Origin of the sequence: Limnohabitans sp. Jir72, from assembly GCF_003063575.1 — a bacterium.
GTDB lineage: Bacteria > Pseudomonadota > Gammaproteobacteria > Burkholderiales > Burkholderiaceae_C > Limnohabitans_A.
Genome location: NZ_NESC01000007.1, coordinates 54,647 through 80,081, shown reverse-complemented (window position 1 = coordinate 80,081; position 25,435 = coordinate 54,647). Strand labels below are relative to the sequence as shown.

Annotated in this window: 20 protein-coding genes; 10 read left to right on the top strand and 10 right to left on the bottom strand. The window is 59.2% G+C overall.

Annotation, left to right across the window (positions count from 1 at the left end; all coding sequences use genetic code 11):
* Positions 1-20: 20 nt before the first annotated feature.
* The 7 genes from B9Z52_RS11135 to B9Z52_RS11105 form a co-directional block, all read right to left on the bottom strand.
* Positions 21-2,882, bottom strand: a complete 2,862-nt coding sequence (locus B9Z52_RS11135) for a nitrate reductase (RefSeq protein WP_199222083.1) — start codon at positions 2,880-2,882, stop codon at positions 21-23.
* Positions 2,883-2,997: 115 nt separating this feature from the next.
* Positions 2,998-3,387, bottom strand: a complete 390-nt coding sequence (nirD, locus tag B9Z52_RS11130; RefSeq protein WP_108413929.1) for a nitrite reductase small subunit NirD — start codon at positions 3,385-3,387, stop codon at positions 2,998-3,000.
* A gap of 380 nt (positions 3,388-3,767) precedes the next feature.
* Complete coding sequence (gene nirB, locus B9Z52_RS11125; RefSeq protein WP_108413928.1) at positions 3,768-6,248, bottom strand: nitrite reductase large subunit NirB; 2,481 nt, start codon at positions 6,246-6,248, stop codon at positions 3,768-3,770.
* A 123-nt stretch (positions 6,249-6,371) separates the two neighbouring features.
* Positions 6,372-7,178, bottom strand: a complete 807-nt coding sequence (locus B9Z52_RS11120) for an ABC transporter ATP-binding protein (protein ID WP_108413927.1) — start codon at positions 7,176-7,178, stop codon at positions 6,372-6,374.
* On the bottom strand, positions 7,175-8,083 hold the full coding sequence (ntrB, locus tag B9Z52_RS11115) for a nitrate ABC transporter permease (RefSeq protein WP_108413926.1): 909 nt from the start codon (positions 8,081-8,083) through the stop codon (positions 7,175-7,177). Before ntrB ends, B9Z52_RS11120 begins: the two co-directional genes overlap by 4 nt.
* Positions 8,084-8,094: 11 nt before the next feature.
* Positions 8,095-9,339, bottom strand: a complete 1,245-nt coding sequence (locus B9Z52_RS11110; protein WP_108413925.1) for a CmpA/NrtA family ABC transporter substrate-binding protein — start codon at positions 9,337-9,339, stop codon at positions 8,095-8,097.
* A 607-nt stretch (positions 9,340-9,946) separates the two neighbouring features.
* On the bottom strand, positions 9,947-10,573 hold the full coding sequence (locus B9Z52_RS11105) for an ANTAR domain-containing response regulator (RefSeq protein ID WP_108413924.1): 627 nt from the start codon (positions 10,571-10,573) through the stop codon (positions 9,947-9,949).
* 99 nt (positions 10,574-10,672) lie between these two features.
* Between B9Z52_RS11105 and B9Z52_RS11100 the strand changes: the two genes are divergently transcribed.
* From B9Z52_RS11100 to B9Z52_RS11070, 7 genes are read left to right on the top strand one after another with little or no spacing between them, the layout of a single operon-like run.
* Positions 10,673-12,217, top strand: coding sequence for a class I SAM-dependent DNA methyltransferase (locus tag B9Z52_RS11100; RefSeq protein WP_108413923.1), 1,545 nt, complete (start codon positions 10,673-10,675; stop codon positions 12,215-12,217).
* Positions 12,207-13,445, top strand: coding sequence for a restriction endonuclease subunit S (locus tag B9Z52_RS11095; RefSeq protein ID WP_108413922.1), 1,239 nt, complete (start codon positions 12,207-12,209; stop codon positions 13,443-13,445). Before B9Z52_RS11100 ends, B9Z52_RS11095 begins: the two co-directional genes overlap by 11 nt.
* Complete coding sequence (locus B9Z52_RS11090) at positions 13,432-13,926, top strand: DUF4231 domain-containing protein (RefSeq protein WP_108413921.1); 495 nt, start codon at positions 13,432-13,434, stop codon at positions 13,924-13,926. Before B9Z52_RS11095 ends, B9Z52_RS11090 begins: the two co-directional genes overlap by 14 nt.
* Position 13,927: 1 nt before the next feature.
* Positions 13,928-14,902 (top strand): hypothetical protein, encoded by a 975-nt coding sequence (locus B9Z52_RS11085; RefSeq protein WP_108413920.1) that lies wholly within the window; start codon positions 13,928-13,930, stop codon positions 14,900-14,902.
* A 13-nt stretch (positions 14,903-14,915) separates the two neighbouring features.
* Positions 14,916-15,500 (top strand): 7-cyano-7-deazaguanine synthase, encoded by a 585-nt coding sequence (locus tag B9Z52_RS11080; RefSeq protein ID WP_108413919.1) that lies wholly within the window; start codon positions 14,916-14,918, stop codon positions 15,498-15,500.
* 10 nt (positions 15,501-15,510) lie between these two features.
* Entirely contained in the window at positions 15,511-16,011 is a 501-nt protein-coding gene (locus B9Z52_RS11075) for a TIR domain-containing protein (RefSeq protein ID WP_108413918.1), read from the top strand.
* A gap of 7 nt (positions 16,012-16,018) precedes the next feature.
* Positions 16,019-16,966, top strand: a complete 948-nt coding sequence (locus tag B9Z52_RS11070) for a DUF4268 domain-containing protein (protein ID WP_108413917.1) — start codon at positions 16,019-16,021, stop codon at positions 16,964-16,966.
* An 82-nt stretch (positions 16,967-17,048) separates the two neighbouring features.
* Here the strand turns inward: B9Z52_RS11070 and B9Z52_RS11065 are convergent, their stop codons facing one another.
* Positions 17,049-18,266 carry an ImmA/IrrE family metallo-endopeptidase gene (locus tag B9Z52_RS11065; RefSeq protein WP_108414096.1) on the bottom strand — a complete coding sequence of 406 codons (1,218 nt, stop codon included), beginning with the start codon at positions 18,264-18,266 and terminating at the stop codon, positions 17,049-17,051.
* Positions 18,267-18,301: 35 nt separating this feature from the next.
* Entirely contained in the window at positions 18,302-18,589 is a 288-nt protein-coding gene (locus B9Z52_RS11060) for a type II toxin-antitoxin system HigB family toxin (RefSeq protein WP_108413916.1), read from the bottom strand.
* A gap of 161 nt (positions 18,590-18,750) precedes the next feature.
* Here B9Z52_RS11060 and B9Z52_RS11055 point away from each other — a divergent pair, with 161 nt between their 5' ends.
* Positions 18,751-21,963, top strand: a complete 3,213-nt coding sequence (locus B9Z52_RS11055; protein ID WP_108413915.1) for a type I restriction endonuclease subunit R — start codon at positions 18,751-18,753, stop codon at positions 21,961-21,963.
* A gap of 2 nt (positions 21,964-21,965) precedes the next feature.
* On the opposite strand, the gene B9Z52_RS11050 is transcribed toward B9Z52_RS11055, so the two are convergent.
* Positions 21,966-22,661 (bottom strand): substrate-binding domain-containing protein, encoded by a 696-nt coding sequence (locus tag B9Z52_RS11050; protein ID WP_108413914.1) that lies wholly within the window; start codon positions 22,659-22,661, stop codon positions 21,966-21,968.
* Between the two features lie 80 nt (positions 22,662-22,741).
* Between B9Z52_RS11050 and tsaD the strand changes: the two genes are divergently transcribed.
* Both tsaD and B9Z52_RS11040 read left to right on the top strand, forming a co-directional pair.
* Complete coding sequence (tsaD, locus tag B9Z52_RS11045; protein ID WP_108413913.1) at positions 22,742-23,788, top strand: tRNA (adenosine(37)-N6)-threonylcarbamoyltransferase complex transferase subunit TsaD; 1,047 nt, start codon at positions 22,742-22,744, stop codon at positions 23,786-23,788.
* A gap of 244 nt (positions 23,789-24,032) precedes the next feature.
* The gene (locus B9Z52_RS11040) at positions 24,033-25,307 is read left to right on the top strand and encodes a branched-chain amino acid ABC transporter substrate-binding protein (RefSeq protein ID WP_108413912.1); all 1,275 of its coding nucleotides are present in this window, start codon (positions 24,033-24,035) and stop codon (positions 25,305-25,307) included.
* Positions 25,308-25,435 lie beyond the last annotated feature (128 nt).

Sequence of the window (25,435 nt, the reverse complement as noted above, 5' to 3'; positions counted from 1 at the left end):
GTTATATGGGTATGCGCACTTCATGTGGGCTGAGGCACGAGTCGGATGATTTGGCGCAACTCGGGCACGCAGGAGCCGCATTGGGTGCCGCAGCGCAGCTGGCTTTGCAGCAGGGTCAAGCGTTGGTCTTCACTGCCAGTTTGGTTTTGCAGGCACGCGGCAATGGCGTTTTCGCGCACGTTGAGGCAGCTGCAAACTTGGCGGCTGACCGGCGTTGCGCCTTCGGGGGGGGCGTCGGACGACATCAGCCACTGTCGGGCGGGCCATTGGAGCGGCGTGGCGTCTTGCAACAAGGTCTTGAGCCAGCGACCTGAGCGGCTGTCGCCTGCCACCAGAAAGCCTTGCAGGCTGCGCAGGCCTTGGGTGTCGGGCGTGCTCAGATGCACGGAGCGGCGTTGCATGCGCACCGCGTCTTGGTAGTGCAGGGTGGCGGGGTGGTTCAGGCCCAGTGCCTCGGCCACGGTGTGCAGCAGCGTGGCATGGGCAGGCTGCCTGCAGGCCGCACGCAGGAGCAAACCGGTGCGCGGTGTCTGGTCGCTCAGGGCGGCGTGGGCATCGGTGAAGGGCACCAGGTAAGCAAAATCGAATTGCGGCAGCAGCTTTTGCAATTGCTGGCGCACCGTCCAGACGGTGTCGCTGGGCAGCCAGGCCATGGCTGTCACTTGCCAAGTGGCATCGGCGGACAGTGCGGCGCGGGTGATTTGCACCGCCGCGTGTTTCAGCTCGGGTTGTTTGGAGGTGGCGCAATAGCTCGATGTGGTGAGCACATTCACGCCCAGACCCGCTTCGCCTTGGGCATCGCGCCCACTGAGGATTTCAGGGCCCCAGTGCATGGCGATGAAGGCTTGCGAAGCCGCCACTTGCGCGCTGGCTTGGACTGGCAGCACCAGGCTGCCGCGCTTGCTGCGCACCAACACCAGATCACTGTCTTGCAGGCCCAGGCGCTGGGCGTCTTGCGGGTTCATTTGCACGCAAGGCTCGGGGCTGTGGGCAAACAAGCGGCCTGCGGTGCCGGTGCGGGTCATGCCGTGCCACTGGTCGCGCAGGCGGCCGGTGGTCAGCGAAAACGGGAACTGCGACACGCGCTCTTCGGCCACGGGCTGCCAGCTCACGGCAGCAAAACGGGCGCGGCTGTCCGGCGTGGGGAATCGCCCATCGGCATACAAGCGGTCTTGCCCGGTGCTGGCCCCTTCGGGCAGCGGCCATTGGGCGGGGCCAGCGGTTTCCAGTTGGGCATAGCTGAGGCCCGTGATGTCCAGGTCGCGCCCCCGGGTGCTTTCGCGGTGCTCGTTCCAGACCGACTCGGGCGTGGGGTAGTGCATCAGACGGGCGTCTTGCGGACGGCCCAGCAACGCCGCCAAGCGTTGGCCCAAGTTTGCTGCAATGGTCCAATCGGCACGGGCTTGCCCAGGCGCTGCGACGGCGGCACGCACCCGGCTGATGCGCCGCTCGCTGTTGGTCACTGTGCCTTCTTTTTCGCCCCAGGTGGTGGCGGGCAAGAGCAGGTCGGCGTAGTCGCATGTCGCAGCCGTGGCAAAGGCCTCTTGCACCACCACGAATTCGGCGCGTTGCAGTGCGCGGCGCACGGTGGTCTGGTCGGGCATGGACTGCGCGGGGTTGGTGCAAGCGATCCACAGGGCTTTGATTTGCCCGTCGGCCGCAGCTTCGAACATCTCCACGGCCGTGAGGCCGGGCTTGGCGGGCACGTCGGTCACACCCCAAAGCGCGGCCACTTCGGCGCGGTGCTGCGGGTTGGCCAGGTCGCGGTGGGCCGACATCAGGTTGGCCATGCCACCCACTTCGCGCCCGCCCATGGCGTTGGGCTGGCCAGTGAGCGACAGGGGGCCTGCACCGGGGCGGCCGATTTGCTGTGTGGCCAGGTGCAGGTTGATGAGCGCCGCGTTTTTGGCGGTGCCGTTGCTCGACTGGTTCAAACCCTGGCAATACAGGCTGAGGGTGGGGGTGCGGTCAGCGCTTGCCCCCATGATGCGATCGTCTTGCACACCCGCAAACCAGCGGGCAGCAGTGTAAAGATCGGCTTCGGGCACGCCGCAAATCTGCGCCACATGCTGTGGCGTGTGGTCGGCCACCAGCACTTGCAGGGCTTCAAAACCTTGGGTGTGGGCGGCGATGTAGGTGGCTTGCGTCCAGCCTTGGGCCAGCATGATGTGCAGCAGGCCGTGGAACAGCATCACATCGGTGCCGGGCTGGATGGCCAGGTGCAAATCGGCCATGTCGGCGGTGTCGGTACGGCGCGGATCGACCACCACCATCTTGAGCGCCGGGTTGGCGCGTTTGGCGTCTTCGATGCGGCGAAACAAAATCGGGTGCGCCCAAGCCGCGTTGCTGCCCGCGATGAACAGGCACTGCGCGTGCGCGATGTCCTCGTAGCAAGCGGGCGGGGCGTCGGCCCCCAAGGTCATCTTGTAGCCTGCCACGGCGCTGCTCATGCACAGGCGCGAGTTGCTGTCGATGTTGTTGGTGCCCAGCAAACCCTTGGCCAGTTTGTTGAAGACGTAATAGTCCTCGGTGAGCAGCTGGCCCGAGATGTAAAAGCCCAAAGCGTCAGGGCCGTGGTTGTGCACGATGGCGGCCAGGCGTTGGCTGGCCATGTCCATGGCGGCGTCCCAGTCCAGGGCTTGCGTTGTCTGGCCCCGCACGGGCCGCCACTGGGGGGTGAGCAAACGGGTTTGCGCCGTGACCTGCGGTGCGGCCGTCAGGTGCAGCGACTGGCCTTTGGTGCACAAACGGCCGAAGTTGGCCGGGTGATCCGGGTCACCGCGCACACCGGTGATTTGAGCGCCGAGTGACTCGATGATCACGCCACAGCCCACGCCGCAATAGGGGCAAGTGGATGGGGTTTCTTGCAGGATGGGGATCATGGGCAATGGGACCAGGTGAATTTGGAGTTTTGTAGGTCAGCGGCTTCAGCCCCGACAAGCGCCTTCGCTGAACCGGTCATGTCGGAGCTGAAGCCACCGACCTACAGCAGCCGACCTACGGGCTGGTGGTGATTTTTCGTGAAACGGGTCCCGCAACAGGCCGTGTCAGGTCCGTGGCATGGCCGACCAATTCGTCGGCGTTCAAAAACACCACACCTGCTTCCACCTTGACTTCAAAGCGCGGTGTGCAGCCCTCGTCGGGTGCTTGCGCCTGGCCGTCGCACAGGCCGATCGTCCAGTTGTGCAGCGGGCAGGCCACACTGGTGCCAAACACAATGCCTTGCGACAAGGGGCCGCCCTTGTGCGGGCAGCGGTCGAGCAGGGCAAACACTTCGTCAGCGTCGTTGCGGAACACGGCCACGTCGAGCCCCTGGTCACGCGCCACGCGGCGCGAGCCCAGCACCGGGATGTCCTCCACCCGGCAGATTTCTTTCCATGCGGTCATTTTCAATCCTTGGTTAGCATTTGTGGGAGCCCAGCCTGTGGGCGATGGCGTGCCTTGGTGGTGTGCGTGCAATCGCCCACGGGGTGGGCTCCCACAAAAGAGTTCTGGCGGCGGTGAGCTTGAATGTGTGGGTGTCCATTTCAATCCTTGCTTGGCATTTGTAGGAGCCCACCCCTGTGGGCGATGGTGTGCCTTGGTGGTGTGCGTGCAATCGCCCACGGGGTGGGCTCCCACAAAAGAGTTCTGGGGGCGGTGAGCTTGAATGTGTGGGTGTCCATTTCAATCCTTGCTTGGCATTTGTAGGAGCCCACCCCTGTGGGCGATGGCGTGGCTTGGTGGTGTGCGTGCAATCGCCCACGGGGGGGCTCCTACAACAGAGGTCAGGCGGTGGTCAGGGGCTCGAACTGGCGGGTGTCCACTTTGGCTTCTTGCAGTTCAAACCACGGGTCGGGTTCGCCGTCGAGCGCGGCTTGCAGCTTGGCCCACAGTGCTTGGCGCAAAACGGCGTCGTCCAGGATCTTTTTCTTCACGTAGTCCAGACCCACCCGGTTGATGTAGTGCACCGTGCGCTCCAAGTACCAGCCTTCTTGGCGGTACAGCTGCATGAAGGCGCCCGTGTGCTCCAGCACCTCTTCGGCGGTCTTGAGCTTGGTGAAAAAGTGTGCCACCTCGGTTTTGATGCCACCGTTGCCGCCGACATACATCTCCCAGCCTGAGTCCACACCGATGATGCCCACGTCTTTGATGCCGGCTTCGGCGCAGTTGCGCGGGCAGCCGGACACGGCAAACTTGACCTTGTGCGGTGCGTACATGCGCCACATGGCTTTTTCGAGGTCTTTGCCCATTTGCGTGCTGTCTTGTGTGCCCATGCGGCACCACTCGCTGCCCACGCAGGTCTTCACTGTGCGTAGCGCTTTGGCGTAGGCGTGGCCGCAAGGCATACCGATGTCTTTCCACACACCCACCAGGTCTTCTTTTTTCACACCCAGCAAGTCGATGCGCTGACCGCCCGTGACCTTCACCGTGGGGATTTGGTATTTGTCCACCACATCGGCGATGCGGCGCAGCTCGGCGGCGGTGGTCTCGCCCGCCCACATGCGCGGGATCACGCTGTAGGTGCCGTCTTTCTGGATGTTGGCATGGCTGCGTTCGTTGATGAAGCGGCTTTGCGGGTCGTCTTGCGCCTCTTTGGGCCAGGTACTGATCAGGTAATAGTTGACGGCGGGGCGGCAGCTCGCGCAGCCGTTGGGCGTGCGCCAGCCCATGAACTTGAACACGCCACCCACGGTCAGCAGTTTGTTGTCGCGCACCGCGTCTCGCACCGCCTGGTGGCCGTGCTCGGTGCAGCCGCACATGGGCTTGAGCTTGGGTGTGGCCGAGTAGTCGCCCCCGGCGGTGAACATCAAAATCTGCTCAACCAACCCGGTGCACGAGCCGCAGCTGGCGCTGGCCTTGGTTTGCTTGCGCACTTCGTCCAGCGTGAACAGCCCCTTGTCTTTGATGGCCTTGCAGATCGCGCCCTTGGTCACGCCATTGCAGCCGCACACTTCGTCGGTGTCGGCCATGGCTGCGGCTTTGCTCTGGCCCTGGTGGCCCACGTCGCCGATGTTGGATTCGCCAAACATCAGCTTGTCGCGGATGTCGGCCACACTGCGGCCGTCGCGCAGCAGCTTGAAATACCAGCTGCCGTCCACCGTGTCGCCATACAGGCACGCACCCACCAGCTGGTCGTCCTTGAGCACCAGCTTTTTGTAGACGCCACCGGCCGGGTCGCTCATGACGATTTCTTCGCAGTCGGGGCCACCCATGAAGTCGCCCGCGCTGAACAAGTCGATGCCGGTGACCTTGAGTTTGGTCGAGGTCAGAGACCCGGTGTAGCGGCCAATGCCGAACTCGGCCAGGTGGTTGGCCAGCACTTTGCCTTGTTCGAACAGCGGAGCCACCAGGCCATAGGCAATGCCCCGGTGCGCGGCACACTCGCCCACCGCCCAGATGCGCGGGTCGGTCACGGTTTGCAGGGTGTCGCTCACCACGATGCCGCGGTTCACATGCAGGCCCATGCTTTCGGCCAGCGCCGTGTTGGGCCGGATGCCCACGGCCATGACCACCAAATCGGCAAGCACATGGGTGCCGTCCTTGAATTCCACTTTGCTGACACGACCGTTCTCGTCACCGATCAAGCCGGCGGTTTGTGCGCTCATGCGGAACTGCATGCCGCGTGCTTCCAGAGAGGCTTGCAGCATCTGCGCGGCCACCTTGTCGAGTTGGCGCTCCATCAGCCATTCGCAGGCGTGGATCACCGTGACTTGCATGCCCCGTTTCATCAGGCCGTTGGCCGCTTCCAGTCCCAGCAGGCCACCGCCGATGACCACTGCGTGTGGGTATTGAGTGGCGGCGTCGATCATGGCCTGCGTGTCGGCGATGTCGCGGTAGGCCAGCACGCCTTGCAAGTCTTTGCCGGGCAAAGGCAAGATGAAGGGGTTGGAGCCGGTGGCGATCACCAGGCGATCGTAGGGCGTGGTCAGCGTTTCGCCAGTGGCGTTTTCTGCGCTCACGGTGCGTTGGACGCGGTCCACCGCCGTGACCTTCCAGCCCGCGTGCAGCGTGATGCCGTTGCCTTTGTACCAGGCCCAGTCGTTGAGCACGATCTCGTCCAGCGTCTGCTCACCGGCCAGCACGGGCGACAGCAAGATGCGGTTGTAGTTGGGGTGCGGCTCGGCGCCGAACACGGTGATGTCGTACAGGTCGGGGGCGAGCTTGAGCAGCTCTTCGATGGCCCGAACCCCGGCCATGCCGTTGCCGACCATGACCAGTTTCATTTTCTCTTTCGCACTCGATTGGAATGGGGGACGCATGTCCATGGTCTTCTCCTGATGTAGATGAGGCTCAGTGATGCTTGTGATCTGTAGGAGCCCACCCCGTGGGCGATGAGTCTTGCTGACCACAAGCCATCGCCCACGGGGTGGGCTCCTGCAACGAGTCCCTTAAGCGGTTTTTTCCACATGCGCCTGGCGCGTGTAGAGGAAGTCGATCACCGCTTTGCGGTAGCGCTGGTACTCGGCGCTTTCGGCCAGTTCCACGCGATGGCGCGGGCGTGGCAAGTCAACGCTCAGCACCTCGCCAATCGTGGCAGCGGGGCCGTTGGTCATCATCACGATCTTGTCGGACAGCAGCACGGCCTCGTCCACATCGTGCGTGACCATGACCACGGTGCTTTGTGTGCGGGCCACGATCTCGAGCAACTCGTCTTGCAGCTTGGCGCGGGTGAGTGCATCCAATGCGCCAAAGGGTTCGTCCATCAGCAGCACTTTGGGCTCCATGGCCAGGGCACGGGCAATGCCCACGCGTTGCTTCATGCCGCCCGAGATTTCACCGGGGCGCTTTTGCGCGGCGTGACTCAGGCCCACCATGGCCAGCGCCGCGTCGGTGCGGGCTCGCAACTGGGCCTTGCTTTCGGCCTTGCCAAACACCCGCTCGATGCCCAGGTGCACGTTGTCAAAGCAGGTGAGCCAGGGCAGCAGTGAGTGGTTTTGGAACACCACCGCACGCTCGGGGCCAGGGCCTGCAATCTCGCGGTTGGCGCACAGCAGCACCCCAGCCGTGGGTGTGGTCAGTCCGGCGATCAGGTTGAGCAAGGTGGACTTGCCGCAACCGGAGTGTCCGATCAAGGCCACGAACTCGCCTTTGGCGATGTCCAGGTGGATGTCACGCAGCGCCGGAAACAAACCCTTGTTGGTTTTGAAAGTCTGTTCCACGCTTTGAATTTGGATGTACTTGCTGTCGCTGTTCATGATTTGACATCCTCAAAAGTGAAGGCCGTGGCGATGCGGATCAGGGCGTATTCCAGGATCAAGCCCACGCCGCCGATCACAAAAATCGCGATGATGATGTTCTTAACGTTCAGGTTGTTCCATTCGTCCCAGACCCAAAAGCCAATGCCCACGCCACCTGTCAGCATCTCGGCCGCCACGATCACGAGCCACGCTGTGCCCACGGCCAGGCGCACACCGGTCAGCATGTAAGGCAACACCGCGGGGAACAAGATGGTGGTGGCGATCTTCCATTCGGACAGGTTTAGCACCCGGGCCACGTTCAGGTAGTCCTGCGGCACGCGCTGCACACCCACAGCGGTGTTGATGATCATGGGCCAGATGGAGCAGATGAAAATCGTCCAGATGGCGGCTGGGTTGGCCCCTTTGAACACCAGCAAACCGATGGGCAGCCAAGCCAGTGGCGAGACCGGACGCAGCAAGCTGATGAGCGGGTTGAACATGCGCGAGAGGAAGGTGAAGCGACCTATTACAAAACCCGCTGGGATGCCGACGAGAGCCGCCAGGCCAAAGCCCACGGCCACGCGTTCGAGAGACATCAGCACGTTCCAGCCCACGCCTTGGTCATTGGGGCCCTTGCGGTAAAACGGGTCGCTGAAGATCTCGATGGCTTGCACGCCCGTCTCATAAGGGCTGGGGATGCTGCCTTTGGTGGTGATGGACACCAGCGCCCACAGCCCGATCAAAAGGCCCAGGCCCATCAACGGCGGCAAGACCGCCATCCAGAAGTTGTGCCATTGGCGGGCGCTTTGCATTTGCGCGGCGGCTGCAGCGGCGGCGGCGGCGACCTCTGCAGGGGTCGGAGGCACCAGCTTCACAGGGGCCGTTTTGCCCCCGGTCGGTGAATGGAAAACGGCGCTGACCATGGTGCTGTCCTTCAGGCTTTGATTTTGAAACCGTCGGCGTATCTCTGGGGATCTTTGCCGTCCCAAACCACGCCATCGATGCCTTTGTGGCTGCGCATCTCGCTCTTGGGCACAAGCGCCTTGGCGGCGGTGGCCGCATCTTTGTAGAGCGCGATCTGGTTGATCTGTTTGGCCACGCCCAAGTAGTCGGGGTGGTCTTTGAGCAAGCCCCAGCGCTTGTGCTGGGTCAGGAACCACATGCCGTCGGACAGGTAAGGGAAATTCACCGTGCCCTCGTTGTAGAACTTCATGTGGTTGGGGTCGTCCCAGGTCTTGCCCATGCCGTTTTGGTAGCGGCCCAAAATGCGCTGGTTGATGGCGTCTACGCTGGTGTTCACATACGATTTGTCGGCCACGGTTTCGGCCATCTTGAGCTTGTTTTGCAAGCTGGCGTCGATCCACTGACCCGCTTCGATGATGGCGGCCGTTACCGCGCGGGCGGTGTTGGGGTATTTCTTGGTGAACTCGGCGGTGGTGCCCAGCACTTTTTCTGGGTGGTCTTTCCAGATGTCCTGCGTGGTCGCTGCCGTCACCCCGATGCCGTCCATGATGGCGCGGTGGTTCCAAGGCTCGCCCACGCAAAAGCCGTCCATATTGCCCACGCGCATGTTGGCCACCATTTGGGGTGGCGGCACGGTGATGACCTTGGCGTCTTTCATGGGGTTGATGCCGTAGCTGGCCAGCCAGTAATACAGCCACATGGCGTGCGTGCCGGTGGGAAAAGTCTGCGCAAAGGTGTACTCGCGTTTGTCGCTTTGCATCAGCTTGGCCAACCCTGCGCCATCCACAGCACCCTTGTCGGCCAGCTTTTTGGACAGCGTGATGGCCTGGCCGTTGTGGTTCAGGTTCATCAGCACGGCCATGTCTTTCTTGGGGCCGGAGATACCGAGGTGTACGCCATAGACCAGGCCATAGAGCACATGGGCGAAATCCAGTTCGCCATTGACCAATTTGTCGCGCACACCGGCCCAGCTGGCTTCCTTGCTCAGCACGAACTTGACGCCGTGCTTGACGTCCAGGCCCAGCACCGAGGCCATGACGACGCTGGCGCAATCGGTCAGGGGGATGAATCCGATCTTGACTTCCTTTTTCTCGGGCGCGTCAGATCCCGCTGCATAGACCATGGAGCGCAGGGCAGGCGACACGCCTGCCGCGCCCACGGCGGCGGCCTGCAACACGGTACGGCGGTTGAAGCTGGTTTTCAGAATGTCGGTCATGGCGAAACTCCTGGTGAGGTTTTGAGAAAACAAAAAAAGGCGTCCTCATGTCACCCGCGCCTGCAGTGCAGAGCGCGAACGCATGGGGACGCCTTTGTCCGGTGTGGGCTCACCCGCCGTTGGGTGATCTCACGGTTGACCTTCGTTGGTCTTGTTTTAACCTATGCAAGTGACGTGCCAGGTTTTTCCTTGGGATATCCAGCCAGATTCTTCGGCTTTGGTGCTTGCTGTTGCACCTTGGCGGTGCCAAGCACCTTGTTGGTGCTTATTGGTTCTCTTTGTAGCAGCGCACCCCGTGCGCGATGGTTTTGTGCAGGAGTCCAACCTGTGGGCGATGTTTGGGAATGGGGTGTATGCGGGGAATCGCCCACAGGGTGGGCTCCTACAAGGGCTTGTGTTTCTTTGTAGGAGCGCACCCTGTGCGCGATGGTTTTGTGCAGGAGTCCAACCTGTGGGCGATGTTTGGGAATGGGGGGTATGCGGGGAATCGCCCACAGGGTGGGCTCCTACAAGGGCTTGTGTTTCTCTGCAGGAGCGCACCCCGTGCGCGATTCCCCGCATACCTTCGATTTCAAATCGTCGCCAGCGCGCGCTCCTGCGTGGGCTGTCAGCCCAGCAATTCCGCCATGTCCAGCATCTGCTGCGCGATGTCGGCCAGCTTCACGCCCTTGTTCATGGCCGCTTTGCGCAGGCGGGCATAGGCCTCTTGTTCGTTCAGCCCTTGGCGTTGCATCAGCAGGCCCTTGGCACGGTCGATCAGCTTTCGGTCTTGCAACTCGCCCCGGGCATTGTCCAGCTCGGCCAGCAAAGCCTGCTCGTGCTTGAAGCGGGCCATGGCCACCGTCAAGATGGGGTGGATGCGCTCCGGGGCCAGCCCCGCCACGATGTATGCCGTCACGCCTGCGGCCATGGCTTCGTTCATCGGCCGGGTGTCGTTGTCGTTGGTGAACATCACAATGGGCCTGCGCTCGTCGCGCGTGGCCATGACCACATGCTCCAGCGCATCCCTTGCATCACTCTCGGCGTCCACGATCACCATGTCGGCCTGCAGTTGGGCCAAGCGTTCGGTCAAAAATACATCGGCAGGCAGTGTGGCCACCAGGTTGTAGCCCGCTTCGAGCAAGCCAATGCGCAAGAGGCGCGAGCGCTCTTCGATGGCTTGCGCCTGTTCATCCCCCTCGGCCACCAGGGCGGGGTCTGAAATGATGACAACGATTCTCAAGGCTTCCTGCATGGGTGCTCACATGCAAGAAGCGCGCCGATTTTTGCTGCCGCTGGCTCAGGCAAGGATCAAAGATTGGTATTCTTCAAGCTGAATTCAAAAACACTACAAATGCTCGACGACATCAAAAAGACCCTCTGGGCATCGGCCGACAAACTGCGCGCCAACATGGACGCCGCCGAATACAAGCACTTGGTGCTCGGCCTCATCTTCGTCAAATACATCTCTGACGCCTTTGTGGCCCGCCAAGCCGAGCTGAAAACCCGCTTGCGCGACCCCGCAGACGAGCTGTTTTATGGCGACGCCGCCGACGAAGACATTGCCGCCGAGCTGGAAGACCGCGACTACTACACCAGCGAAAACGTGTTTTGGGTGCCCGAAGGTGCCCGCTGGGAAGCCCTGCGCGCCGCTGCGCCCCAGCCCGACATTGGCAAACGCATCGATGACGCGTTGAGCCTGATCGAAGCCGACAACCCCAAACTCAAAGGCATCCTCGACAAACGCTTTGCCCGCGCCCAATTGCCCGACGGCAAGCTGGGTGAGTTGGTCAACCTGATCTCGACCATTGGCTTTGGTGATGACCCATCGAAGGCCCGCGACATCTTGGGTCAGGTGTACGAATATTTCTTGGGCATGTTTGCCAGTGCCGAAGGCAAGCGGGGAGGGCAGTTCTACACGCCCGCCAGCATTGTCAAAACACTGGTGGCCGTGCTCTCGCCCAGCAAGGGACAGATTTACGACCCCTGCTGCGGGTCCAGCGGCATGTTTGTTCAGTCTGAAAAGTTCATCGAAGACCACGGCGGCAAGCTGGGCGATGTGTCCATCTACGGCCAAGAGGCCAACCCCACCACCTGGCGCTTGGCGGCAATGAACCTCGTCATTCGGGGCATGGACTACAACCTGGGCAAAGAGCCCGCCGACACCTTCACCCGCAACCAACACCCCGACCTGCGCGCCGACTTTTGTTTGGCCAACCCGCCTTTCAACATCAGCGACTGGTGGCACGCCAGCCTGGACGGCGACGCCCGCTGGGAATACGGCACGCCCCCGCAAGGCAATGCCAACTACGCTTGGCTGCAACACATCCTGCACCACCTCAAGCCCACGGGAAGGGCGGGCATTGTGCTGGCCAATGGCAGCATGAGCAGCAGCCAAAACAGCGAAGGCCAAATCCGCGCAGCCATGGTCGATGCCGACGTGGTGGAGGTTATGGTGGCCTTGCCCGGCCAGCTGTTCTTCAACACGCAAATCCCTGCGTGCTTGTGGTTCTTGGCCAAGCAGAAAAAGCGCAAAGGCGAAGTGCTGTTCATCGACGCCCGCAAACAAGCCACCATGATCAGCCGCGTGCAAAGCGAGTTGACCGACGAAGTCATCGAACGCATCAGCCAAACCGTCGCCGCATGGCGCACGGGCGGGGTTGACTACCAAGACGTTGCAGGCTTTTGCCGAAGCGTGCCACTGGCCGAGATTGCCCAGCACGGCCATGTGCTCACACCAGGCCGCTATGTGGGTGCCGAAGAAGTGGACGACGACGACGAAGCCTTTGCCGACAAGATGCAAACGCTCACCGCCAAGCTGGGCGAGCAAATGGCCAAAGGCGCAGAGCTGGACGCGCTGATTCGGAAAAAGCTGGGGGGGCTGGGGTATGAGTTCTGATTGGCCTCACGTAAAGCTTGGTTCGTTGGCTGATTTCCAAGAGGGATACGTAAATCCTTCACAGCGCGAGCCCTCTTATTTTGACGGCCCTGTTAAGTGGCTTAGAGCAACGGACTTGAATGACGGACTGGTCACAAATACGTCACGCACTTTGTCTGATAAGGGGTTCAACAGCGCAGGCAAAAGCGCTGTTCTCTTTGAACCAGGAACTCTGGCCATTAGTAAATCTGGGACCATTGGTCGGCTAGGGTTGCTCGGTGATCACATGTGCGGGAATCGAGCGGTAATCAATATCAAGCCGAAGCCAAACAGTGTTCCTCGCTACCTATTCTTCGTACTACGGCATTTGCGACCCACGATCGAAACACTGGCCGAAGGAAGCGTTCAGAAAAACCTGTACGTTTCGACGCTGAGCAAGCTGGACGTCCCTGCACCGTCGAAGGGCTTGCAGCAAGCCATTGCAGACATGCTGGGCGTGCTGGACGACCGCATCACCCTCCTGCGCGAAACCAACACAACCCTCGAAGCCATCGCCCAAGCCCTGTTCAAGTCCTGGTTCGTGGACTTCGACCCCGTCCACGCCAAGATGCAAGACCGCGCCCCCGAAGGCATGGACCAAGCCACCGCCGCCCTGTTCCCCGACAGCTTTGAAGAGTCAGAGTTGGGGGCTGTGCCGAAGGGGTGGCGCGTCGGTCGATTGGATGATTTGCTGGTGCTGCAAAGGGGTTTTGATTTGCCAGCGCAAGATAGAACATCGGGTGATTTTCCAATCATTGCAGCAAGTGGACCGAGCGGGACACATCACAAAGCGATGGTGAAGGGACCGGGAGTTGTAACTGGGCGATCAGGTGTTTTGGGAAGAGTCTTCTTGGAGTTGGAAGACTTCTGGCCATTGAACACCACGCTCTGGGTAAAGGAATTCAAAGCGGCAACGCCTTGTTATGCCTATGAAGTTTTAAGGCTGATCGATTTCAAATCGTTCAACGCGGGTTCCGCCGTACCTAGCCTCAACCGCAATCACATTCACGGCTTACCTTATTTACAGCCCGCACGTCCGTGTGTGGATGCATTTGAGGTGCTAGCGTCACAAATTCATAAGCGCTGTCGAGTGAATGAAAAGCAAGCCCAAAGCCTTGTGGTTATTCGTGACGCTCTGCTACCTCGTTTAATTTCTGGTCAGCTCATCAGTGAGCACTCAATGAAGGAAATCTGCAATGAATGCACCTGATAAAAATATTCTCACTGAACCACCAGTGCCGGATTCGATCAAGCTACATCCAGCATGGTTTCGGTTGATTAGTCAGCGCGATTGGTATGACACGAAAAGCCAGCATTGTCAGAACTGGTACAAGCGTTTGAAGCTGACACAGGTTACGTTGGCGGTATTGATACCGGCCACAAGTTTGTTGCCTTCTGAATGCGCCAAGTGGGCCGCCTCAATTGCTGGTGTCTTGATTGCTGTACTGGAGGCTACCCAGCAGATGAACCAGTATTCGACTCTGTGGGTCACTTATCGCGCAACAGCCGAACGGCTCAAGCACGAGCAGTACCTGTTTCTTTCCAATGCAGGCCCCTATAAAGGATTGGCCCAAGTTGATCGGCTGACAGCTTTGGCCGAAAGGGTGGAGGAGCACGTTTCGACAGAGCACGCCAACTGGTTCAACGAAACAAGGCGAACAGTTTCAACGAAGGTCGAAAGCAAGGATTAGCATGCGTCGACCACCGGAGCTGATCGTTGGGGAAAAAGCGCTCTCCCTGCCTGTGTACTTCCCTTCGATTTCCACAGTCAAAACTGCGTTGCAGCCACAGGATTACATCCAAGTTTTGACTTCGCTCATGGGGGTTAACAATCAGTTCCTGGTTTCTGCATTCGATCTTGCGGAGCTTGCACAGCCAGCGGATGCCGGAAAGTTACTGCAATCCTTTTGCGTCGCGGGAGGCGTGACGCTGATGGATTCGGGCAACTATGAGAGCTTTTGGAAAAATGCTCGTGATACATGGAAGCAGGATTCATTTCACAAAATGTTGACGGAATTTCCCTGTGATTTTGCTTTTGGTTTCGATGAACAGCAGCCGCCTGATGACGTTGACGAACATTTAGCGCTCCTCGTGAATCGATGGAGAGAAGATCAGGCAGCGGCGGGTTCTTGTCAGATCGTGCCAATCATTCACTCAAACGCCAAAGATTTGCCTGCTCTGTGCAATGCCTTTGCAGAACAGACGGGCGTTTCTATGTTGGCTGTCGCAGAGCGAAGACTTGGCGACGGCATCATTGATCGCGCCCGAAGTGTGCAGGCTATTCGCAGTGAACTTAATAAATTAGATCGTTACGTTGTTGTTCACTTGCTAGGCACTGGCAACCCGATTTCGATCGCGCTTTATTCAGCGATGGGTGCCGATAGTTTTGATGGTCTGGAGTGGTGTCAGACGGTGGTTGATCACGATACGGGTTTGTTGTATCACCTGTCGCAGGCTGATTTTTTTTCCAAACAAACAGCTTGGTCTGAGGGGAGCTTTTCATTCTCGGCACGCACGTTAGCGCACAACCTTGAGTTTTACGTGTCGTGGATGAAAAGGCTCCAGTCTGCGATCAGTAATGGAACGATCGTTGATTTCTGTCGTCGCAACTTTCCTGAGCATGTGTTTCGTCATTGCGCTACTGAATTTGGTTGGGTTAATTCTTGATGGGAGGTGTCTGATGAGTTTTGTGAATCTCGTTTCAGGGGGCCTTGATTCCACTTTGGTCGGTGTGATGGCCAAGGAAAGTCAAATCGACCATTTCCCCTTGTTCATTGACTATGGCCAGCGTGCAGCAGTTAAAGAGTGGGCGACGTGTCAGATCGTTCATCGACAGTTGGGGCTGCCTGAGCCAACAAGAATGGATCTGAGTGGTTTTGGTCGGCTTATTACGTCTGGCTTGACTTGCGAATCTTTGGATATAAAAGATGATGCCTTTACACCTGGTCGCAACCTGATGTTTTTGTTGATGGGTAGCTCTTATGCTTATCAAGTCGGTGCAAATTCAGTTGCCATTGGCTTGCTTGCTGAGCAATTCAGCTTGTTTCCGGATCAGCGGTTTCCTTTTATTGGTCAAGCAGAACAGGCCATCTCAGAAGCTATGGGTCGGTCAATCAAAGTGCTGACCCCATTAATTGACTTTGGCAAAGCGGACGTTGTTCAGCTTGCGACTGAGAAAGGCATCAGTGGCACATATTCGTGCCATACAGGAGAGACGCAACCGTGTGGCTGTTGCATCGCATGTCTTGAATTTAAGTTCAACTAAGGAGGCAAAAATGGGAGGAAGTACAGGTGGAACCTTGTTCAATTCAGATAAAAAAAGTATGGAAGACAAGGTAAAACAGCGTCTTGCGGAAGCCAAGGATGTTGCCAGTAGACATGTTTTCATTAGCTTTGACCATGAAGATTTGAATGAAGTGAATCTTCTTCGAGGGCAAGCGAAAAATGACGCGATGGATCTGCAATTTGACGATCATTCAGTCAAAGAACCATATGACAGCACCAGCGCTGACTACATCAAACGGAATATCCGCGAGAAGATTGACCGTTGCTCGGTGACGATGGTTTACTTGTCTGAAAAGACAGCATCGAGCAAGTGGGTGAATTGGGAAATTGAGGAAAGTTTGAAGCGTGGTAAAGGTGTCATAGGTATTTATAAGGGCGAGACACCTCCAACCCAAACCCCACCAGCGTTCAAGCAAAACGAGTGCAAAGCCGTCAAATGGGAGCACGCTGCTCTGACAAAGGCAATCGAAGACGCAAGCACAAAGCGTTGATAGATTTATGAAAAAAACTCTCAGCAAACTCGAACGCGTCCCTCTGCGCGAAGCCTGGAAGCACGAAGCCAATGATTTCACGCCTTGGCTGGCCGAAGAGGACAACCTCAACACGCTGGCCGATGCGCTGGGTTTGGCCGACCTGGAGCTGGTGGCCACCGAGCATTGGGTCGGCGAGTTCAAGCTCGACATCTTGTGCACCAGCGGGGATGACCAGGTCATCATCGAAAACCAGTTGGAAAAGACCAACCACACGCACCTGGGCCAGATCCTCACCTACGCGGCGGGCACAGGGGCCAAGAAGGTGATTTGGGTGGCCGAGTCTTTCCGACCCGAGCATGTGGCAGCGTTTGAGTTTTTGAACCAGAACACCACCGAAGAACTGAGCTTTTTTGCGGTGGAGGTGGTGCTGTGGCGCATTGGCGATTCGCCTTTGGCGCCTAAGTTTGAAGTGGTGGCCAAGCCCAACGATTGGGCCAAGACGGGCCGCGAGCAAACCAAGGCCGCCGCCAACGCCACCCCAACAAAACAGTTGCAGCTCAAGCTGTGGCACGCCTTGGTGGATGTGCTGGCTCAAAAGGCCCCGAACATTCGACCCCAAACGCCCAGGCCGCAGCACTGGCTCAACATTGCCATTGGCCGTGCGGGCTTCAAGATAGCGCCCACCGCCAGCCACAAAGACGACCGCTTGGGCGTCGAGGTGTACATCTTTCACAACGAATCGAAAAAGATGTACGAGGCCCTCTTGTCACAAAAGCCGAGCATCGAGCAAGCCTTGGGTTTCGAGCTGGACTGGCAAGAACTCCCCGATGCCCACGCCTGCCGCATCGCCACCTGGCGTCAAGACAGCCCGATTGAAGACGAAGCCCAATGGGGTGCCTACCTCGATTGGTTTGTGCAGCGCATCGTCAAGATGAACGCGGTGTTCAGGCCGGTGATTCAAGCGATAGGGTGAAGAAAAAATGACGCTGTCAATTTTTCAGAAATGGAAAAGGCCCACAAGGATGTGGGCCTGATGGCGGTTGATTTCACATTCCTTAAGCGTTTGCGCTTGTTGACATGAAGTGTTGTCTGACTGTTGCCTTGATGTTGCTCAGCAGCCGCCAGTTGCCTGTTTCATGTCGAACACGTCCAGCGACGATGACAGGATGAATTCGCAATTGATCAGCCAAGGCCATGGCGTTTTCTGTACTGTGTTCCAGCTTCACTGCCGATGCTGCCCATTCGGCGGGGGAAATCAGTGTGTTCTTGGCCCCTTCGTCTGCTTCGCGTTCGTCATGTGTTTGCATTTGAAGTTTGTCTTCAAGGTTGTCTGCAATGAAATCATTGTCTGGCCGCAGATGTTTTTGAACGTGCACCAGTTCGTGCAGAAGTGCAAACCAATAATTGTCCAGGCGGTCATGACGCAGCGTTAGCGCAATGACGGGGCGGGCACCATCGAGCATGGCTGCACCATCCAAATAGGTTTTGTCAAAGTGGTCTTCAAATACCAAGGCTATTCCGGCATCGGCCAAAAACTCTTGTGCAAGCTTTGGGCCTTGGTCAAAACGTGAAAGTTTCGTCAGATCTTTGAGCCACGCATCGGTGATGGACCCGTGGGCATATTCACGGGTGAGTTTCATGGCACGTGCTTTTTTCAGTACGGCGACTTGCCAGATCAACAGTGCGTATTCGTCCATGGTTCGAACACCTTTTTGATGCAGTGGCGCCCTCAAGCGCGCTGGCTGCAATAGAGCGTTCTGCATGAATTCGCGAATGGCTTCTTCTGCGTGATCCTTGACTTTTCGAAGCGAATCAAACGTGGTCTTGAAGTAGCCGCGCTTGAACATCTCTTGCAATGGAAACTTGCTGGGGTCGTAGGCAGGGGTGTCAGACAGATCGATGCCATCGTCACCTTGGAGCAATGTTTCTGCTGCAATGCCTAGACCTGTGTGGAGTTTGCGAATCATGGCCAGTGTGAGCGGGCGTTTACGATTCAAAACTTCGGACACCTTCGGCAAAGAGCCAAAGTAAGGAACCAAGTCTTTCTTTTGCAGACCTTGCTGATCCATGCGAAACAAAATGGCTTCGATGGGGTCCGCAATGGGTGAGGTTACTTTGTTGCGTTCGTATTCCCGGATAACCAGCGCAAGCAAGTCGAGCTCGTTTTCCAAGTCCGATCCAGCCTTGATGCTTTTGTCCATCAAATCAGACAAACGAGTCAGAGCGCTCTCGTATTCAGCTTCAGTTTTGATGACGCGAACGTTGTTTTTCATGATGTTCTCCTGCTGTCGGTAGGGCACTTGTGTACTTATTGGAAGTTCTGTTTGCTGTACTCGGCGTGCGTGCCCACCCACTCGATCAAGACAATCCCTTTTTCATATTTGGCCTTGACGACCAATCGGTAGTTGTTTCCTTTGATGTTGAAAATGACTTTGTTGTCGCTCAAAAAACTGGCACTTGGATAACGGTTTTTCACATCCTGCGGGCCAGACCAATGAGAGCGCTCAACTTCCAGTTGCCATGCGTCCAAGGCACCCCGTGCATTGGCGTGACTGCGCTTGTAAGCATCGAGCTTGATCAGACCTAGGACTTGCATTTATTGTTTGTTCCCTGATTTTTAGAATTGTACATTCCCAAAATGGGAATTGTCAATCTTGATGCGCCAGTTAACTGAGGCCGTGTGCCAAAGATGTTCCTTGCATCGGCCTTATTGGTGGCGTCGTCAATATATAGTTCAGGCATACATTTGTACACACGATGACCGAAGACCAACTCGAACAAGAAGCCCTGGGCTGGCTGGCCTCTGTCGGTTACACACCGCTCAACGCCCGCGACTTGGACCACCTGGACCCGCGCTTGGCGCGTGCCAGCAACCGCGAGGTGTTGTTGGCCGTCAGTTTGCGTGCAGCCATTGACCGACTCAACCCTGCCGTGCCCGCTGCCGCCCGCGAAGACGCGTTTCGGCAGGTGCTCGATCTGGGTCAGCCTGCGCTGCTGTCGGGCAACCGGGCGTTTCACCGGGTGTTGGTCACGGGCGTGCCGGTTCAGTACCAAAAGGACGGCGAGACGCGGGGCGACTTTGTGCGCCTGATCGACTGGCAAGACTCGGGCCGCAACGAGTGGTTGGCGGTGCAGCAGTTCACCATCAAAGGGCCGCGCCACACGCGCAGGCCCGACATCATTTTGTTCATCAACGGCCTGCCGCTGGTGCTCATTGAATTGAAGAACCCCGCCGACTTGAATGCTGACATCTGGAAGGCTTACGACCAGATTCAGACCTACAAAGAACAAGTGGCCGATGTGTTCACCTACAACGAGTTGTTGGTGATCTCGGACGGCACCGAGGCGCGCATGGGTTCGCTGTCGGCCAATGCCGAGCGCTTCATGCAGTGGCGCACCATTGACGGTGTGGCGCTGGACCCGCTGGGCAAGTTTCAGGAGCTGGAGACTTTGGCGCGTGGCGTGCTGGCCCCGGCGTATTTGCTGGACTATCTGCGCTTTTTTGTGCTGTTTGAAGACGACGGCACCTTGGTCAAAAAGGTGGCGGGTTACCACCAGTTTCATGCGGTGCGTGCAGCGGTTGAGCAAGTCGTGAGCGCCGCCAGCACAGACGAGGCGACGCGCCGCGGCAAGGGTGGCGTGGTCTGGCACACGCAGGGCAGCGGCAAGAGCATCACCATGACTTGCTTTGCCGCCCGCGTGATGCAAGAGCCCCGGCTGCAGAACCCGACCATCGTGGTCATCACCGACCGCAACGATTTGGATGGCCAGTTGCTGGGCGTTTTCAGCCTGAGCCAGGACCTGCTGCGCGAGCAGCCCCAACCAGCCACCACCCGCCAGCGCTTGCGCGAGCTGCTGGACAACCGGCCCTCGGGCGGCATTGTGTTTGCCACCATTCAGAAGTTCATGCCGGATGAAGACGAAGACACCTTCCCGTGCTTAAGCCAGCGGCGCAACATTGTGGTGATTGCGGACGAAGCGCACCGCACGCAGTACGGCTTTGAGGCCAAGCTCAAGACGCGCAAGGTCAAGGATGGAGCGAGCCCAGCGGTGGCCTACACCACTGGCGATGCGCAAACCGTGGCCAGCACCGCAGACTTTGTGCCACCTGAGTACGTGGTCAACCAAACCGCAAAATACCAGGCGGGCTATGCCCAGCACTTGCGCGATGCGCTGCCCAATGCCACCTTTGTGGCCTTCACCGGCACGCCCGTGAGCAGCACCGACCGCGACACGCGCTCGGTGTTTGGCGATTACATCCATGTGTACGACATGCAGCAGGCGCAAGAAGATGGCGCGACGGTGGCCATTTATTACGAAAGTCGCCTGGCCAAGCTGGGCCTGAACGAAGCCGAGCTGAGCCACTTGGACGACGAGGTGGACGAGCTGGCTGAGGACGAAGAAGAGAGCCAGCAAGCCAAGCTCAAGAGCCGCTGGGCCGCCTTAGAGAAGGTGGTGGGCGCTGAACCGCGCATTGCCCGCGTTGCTGCTGACCTGGTGGCGCACTTTGAGGAGCGCAACAACGCACAAGACGGTAAAGCCATGGTGGTGGCGATGAGCCGCGAGATTTGCGTGCACCTGTACAACGAGATCACCCGCCTGAGGCCAGACTGGCACAGCGATGACCCTGAGCAGGGCGCGATCAAGATCGTGATGACGGGCAGCGCGAGCGACAAGGCGCTTTTGCGGCCCCACATTCACAGCGGTCAGGTCAAGAAGCGTTTGGAAAAGCGCTTCAAAGACCCGCAAGACCCGCTCAAGCTGGTGATCGTGCGCGACATGTGGCTCACGGGTTTTGACGCGCCGTGCGTGCACACCCTGTATGTGGACAAGCCTATGAAGGGCCACAACCTGATGCAGGCCATTGCCCGCGTGAACCGTGTGTTCAAGGACAAGCAGGGCGGCTTGGTGGTGGACTACATCGGCATTGGCGAAGACCTCAAAGCCGCCATGAAGGAGTACACGGCCAGCAAAGGCCGGGGCAAGCCCACGGTGGACGCCCGCGAGGCGCTGGCCGTGATGCTCGAAAAGCTCGACGTGTTGCAGGCCATGCTGCACGGCTTTGACTATTCGGGCTTTTTGACGGGCGGGCACAAGACGCTGGCGGGCGCTGCCAACCATGTGCTGGGACTCAAGTCGGACAAAGAGCGCGACGGCAAGAAGCGCTTTGCCGACCATGCACTGGCCATGAGCCACGCTTTCAGCCTGTGTTGCACCTTGCCCGAGGCCAAGGCGCACCGCGACGAGGTGGCTTTCATGCAGGCGGTCAAGGTGATCTTGACCAAGCGCGAAGCCAGCGCACAGCGCAAGACCGATGAACAGCGCGATTTGGCGATCCGCCAGATCATCAGCTCGGCGGTGGTGTCGGGCGAGGTGGTGGACATTTTTGCGGCTGTGGGCTTGGACAAGCCCAACATTGGTTTGCTGGACGATGATTTTTTGGCGCAGGTCCACAACTTGCCCGAAAAGAATCTGGCGGTGGAGCTGCTGGAGCGTTTGTTGCAAGGCGAGATCAAGAGCCGCTTTGCCAGCAACGTGGTGCAGGACCGCAAGTTCAGCGATTTGCTGGCCGATGTGATTCGCCGATACCAAAACCGCAGCATCGAAACCGCGCAGGTCATGGAAGAGCTGATCGCCATGGCCAAGAAGTTCCGCGAGGCGGCTGGGCGTGGTGAGCAGCTGGGCCTGCGTGAGGACGAGGTGAAGTTTTACGACGCCCTGGCCAACAACGAGTCGGCTGTGCGCGAGCTGCAGGACGAAACGCTGAAGAAGATCGCGCAGGAGCTGACGCAAAATTTGCGCGACAACCTCAGTGTGGACTGGTCAGAGCGTGAAAGCGTGCGGGCTAAGCTGCGCCTGATGGTCAAGCGGATTTTGCGCAAATACAAATACCCACCCGACCAGGCCGACGCGGCGGTTGAACTGGTGTTGGAGCAGGCTCAAAGCCTGGGAGACGAGTGGGCGTTTTGAATTCAGGCCGCCACCATCCCGTGCCGCACCTTGGTTTCGGCGGTGGCGGCTGAGGCCCAGAAAGCCAGCATGGCGCGCACCGCATCGACGTGGCTGGAGGTGCTGGCCACGCCGCCCGAGAAGGTGGTGGTGATTTGCACCGCATCGGGCAGGGGGCCGAGCACCGTGATGCCGGCCACGCCCATCATCTCGCTCAGCTGTTGAAAGCCCAGGGCCACTTCGCCTTGTGCGATCAGGGCGCCTACCGGCACGCCGGGTTTGGCTTGCACCATGCGGTCTTGGATTTGTTCGGTGATGCCCCAGCGTGCGAATTGCTCCGCCAGTTGCACGCCGCTGGGCCCGGTGGATATGCCCAAGGTGGGCGCTTGCAAGACAGCTTGTTTGAGGGCTTCTTCTGTAGAAATGTCGACAAGTGCAGCCCCTTGGGGAATGGCCACAGCCACGCTGGAGTGGACCAAGTCCGTGCGGCTGCCTGCGACCATCAGGCCATCTGCCAGCAGCTTGTCGATGGCGTTGCTGGCCAGCACCACGCCATCAAAGGCTTCACCGGCTTGCACGCGCTTGGCGGCATCCACGCCGCCAACCGATTCCACCATCACCTCGTATTGGGGTGCGTGGGTTTTGAACAGCGCAACGAGGTCGGCCAATAAAGCTTTGGTGGCCATGGAAGAGATGATGCGCAGGGTGGTGGTGGACATGGTGTGCTCGGGTCAAAGTGCAGATGAAGAATTAAACCAAATGCCAAAGCGAGGGCACATCCGCATCTAAACTACCTGTTATGCGAATTTTGGGTATTGAATCTTCCTGCGACGAGACCGGCGTGGCCCTGGTAGAGACCACCGACGCCGCTTTGCCGCGCCTCTTGTCGCACGCGCTGTACAGCCAGATTGAGATGCACCAGGCCTATGGCGGCGTGGTGCCTGAGTTGGCCAGTCGCGACCACATCCGCCGTGTTTTGCCGCTCACGCGCCAGGTCATGGCCGAGGCGGGGGCGCAGTTGGCCGATGTTGACGTGGTGGCTTACACCCGGGGGCCAGGGTTGGCGGGGGCCTTGTTGGTGGGTTCGGGCGTGGCCTGTGCGCTGGCGGCGGCCTTGGGCAAACCGGTGCTGGGAGTGCACCACTTGGAGGGTCATTTGCTCTCGCCTTTTTTGAGCGCCGATCCGCCCGAGTTTCCCTTCATCGCCTTGTTGGTGTCGGGTGGCCACACGCAGCTGATGCGGGTGGACGCGGTGGGCCGCTACGAGCTGCTGGGCGAGACGATCGACGACGCCGCAGGCGAAGCCTTTGACAAGTCGGCCAAGCTGATGGGCCTGCCTTATCCCGGTGGCCCGGGCCTGTCGCGCTTGGCCGAGCAGGGCAACCCGGCAGCCTACAAGTTGCCGCGCCCGCTGCTGCACAGCGGGGATCTGGATTTTTCGTTTGCGGGCCTGAAAACAGCGGTGCTCACGCAGAGTCAGAAAATCGGTGTCGCTGCTCACACCGAAGGTGCGCCCGAGCGGGCCGACTTGGCCGCATCGACGCAGGCGGCGATTGTGGAAGTGCTGGTCAAAAAATCGATGAACGCGCTCAAGGCCACAGGCATGAAGCGTCTGGTCGTGGCCGGTGGCGTGGGAGCCAACCGCGAGCTGCGCGCCCAACTCAATGCCGCCTGCGCCAAAGCCCAAGTGCGCGTGCATTACCCCGAGCTGCACCTGTGCACCGACAACGGCGCCATGATCGCCATGGCTGCGGCCATGCGTTTGCAGTCGGGCGCGCAAACAGCTGAGGCGCGTTACAGCTTCGACGTCAAGCCCCGCTGGCCTTTGCACGAACTGGTTGATTGATCCGGCCCTTGAAGTCTTGAGTTGTTGGCAAGGGATACATTCTTGTAGGAGCCCACCCTGTGGGCGATGGTTTGTAGGCCGTGTGCCACGCTGATCGCCCACAGGGGTGGGCTCTTACAAAAAATAAACGCATGGCTGACCCATACAGGGGCAATTCAATCTTTGAGGGTCGGATCCAGAAGCTGAGCCGTTACACTTCGCGGCTTTTGGCCCTAACCCGCATGGCGTGGGTTCTATTTCTCATATGCGTTTGTCTTACATTTTCAGTTGCGCGTTGCTGTCCCTGAGCGCGTTCATCTTGTTGTCTCCCACATGGGCCCAATCGCCGGCCCCCATCAAATTGGCCCTGATCGAAGGCCTGAGCGGCCCCTTCGCCAACACCGGTGAAGCCGTGGTGCGCAACATCGCCTGGGCGGTGGACCGTGTCAATGCGCGGGGTGGCGTCAAGACCCCGCAAGGCCAGCGCCCCATGGCGCTGGAGCGTTACGACAGCAAGGGCCAAAGCGAAGAGGCCTTGTCGGCACTCAAGTCGGCCATCGACGATGGCGCGCAAGTGGTCTTGCAGGGCAACTCGTCGGCCAACGCGGCGGCGCTGATCGATGCGATCAACAAACACAACGAGCGCGAGCCCGCCAAGCGCGTGCTGTTTTTGAATTACTCGGCCGTCGATCCGGCGCTGACCAACGAGAAGTGCAGCTTCTGGCATTTCCGATTTGATGCGCATGCCGACATGCGCATGAGCGCCTTGATGCAGGTCTTGCAGCAGGACAAGAAAGTCAAATCGGTCTACCTGATCGGGCAAGACTACAGCTTTGGCCAGGCTGTGCTGCGCGAAGCCAAGCGCCAGTTGGCCGACCAGCGCCCCGATGTGCAAGTTGTCGGCGACGAGCTGCACCCGATGGGCCGGGTGAAAGACTTTTTGCCCTATGCCGCCAAGATCAAGGCCAGCGGTGCGCAGGCCGTCATCACCGGCAACTGGGGCAACGACCTGACGCTCTTGGTCAAGGCCGCTCGTGAGGCTGGCTATGAAGGCAAGTTCTACACCTTTTATGGCAATGCCTTGGGTGCGCCTGCGGCCATTGGCGAGGCCGGTGTGGGCCGGGTGATCGCGGTGGCCGACTGGTTGCCCAACGTGTCAGGGGCGGCCAGCGAAGCGTTTTACAAGGCTTTCCGTCAACGCTTTACCAAGCCCTCTGAAGACTATGTGCACCTGCGCATGCAGCTCATGGTCGAGGCGCTGGCGCAAGCGGTCGAAAAGGCCGGCAGCACCGATCCGGTGGCGGTGGCCTGGGCGCTTGAAAAAGCCCGCGTCAGCATGGCCGGTCAAACCGGCACCATGCGCGCGCAGGACCACCAGTTCCAGCAGCCCCTGGTGGTGGGCGTCATGGCGCGCCAAGGCGCTGCGGGCGTGCCCTTTGATGTGGAAGGCTCCGGTTACGGCTTCAAGGTGATCCGCCAGATCAAGCCCGAGCAAGCCAGCATGCCCAGCGGCTGCAGCATGGTGCGGCCGGGTTCATGACAGGCCATTCCCGATCCTGTCGGGGTGGGCTCATAGGCAGCCCCGATGACACTCAAGCGTTAATTCGGCAAGGATTTCCCTAAAGACCTGAGCTGTTCAAGGGCCGCATCATGCAACTGAACGATGGC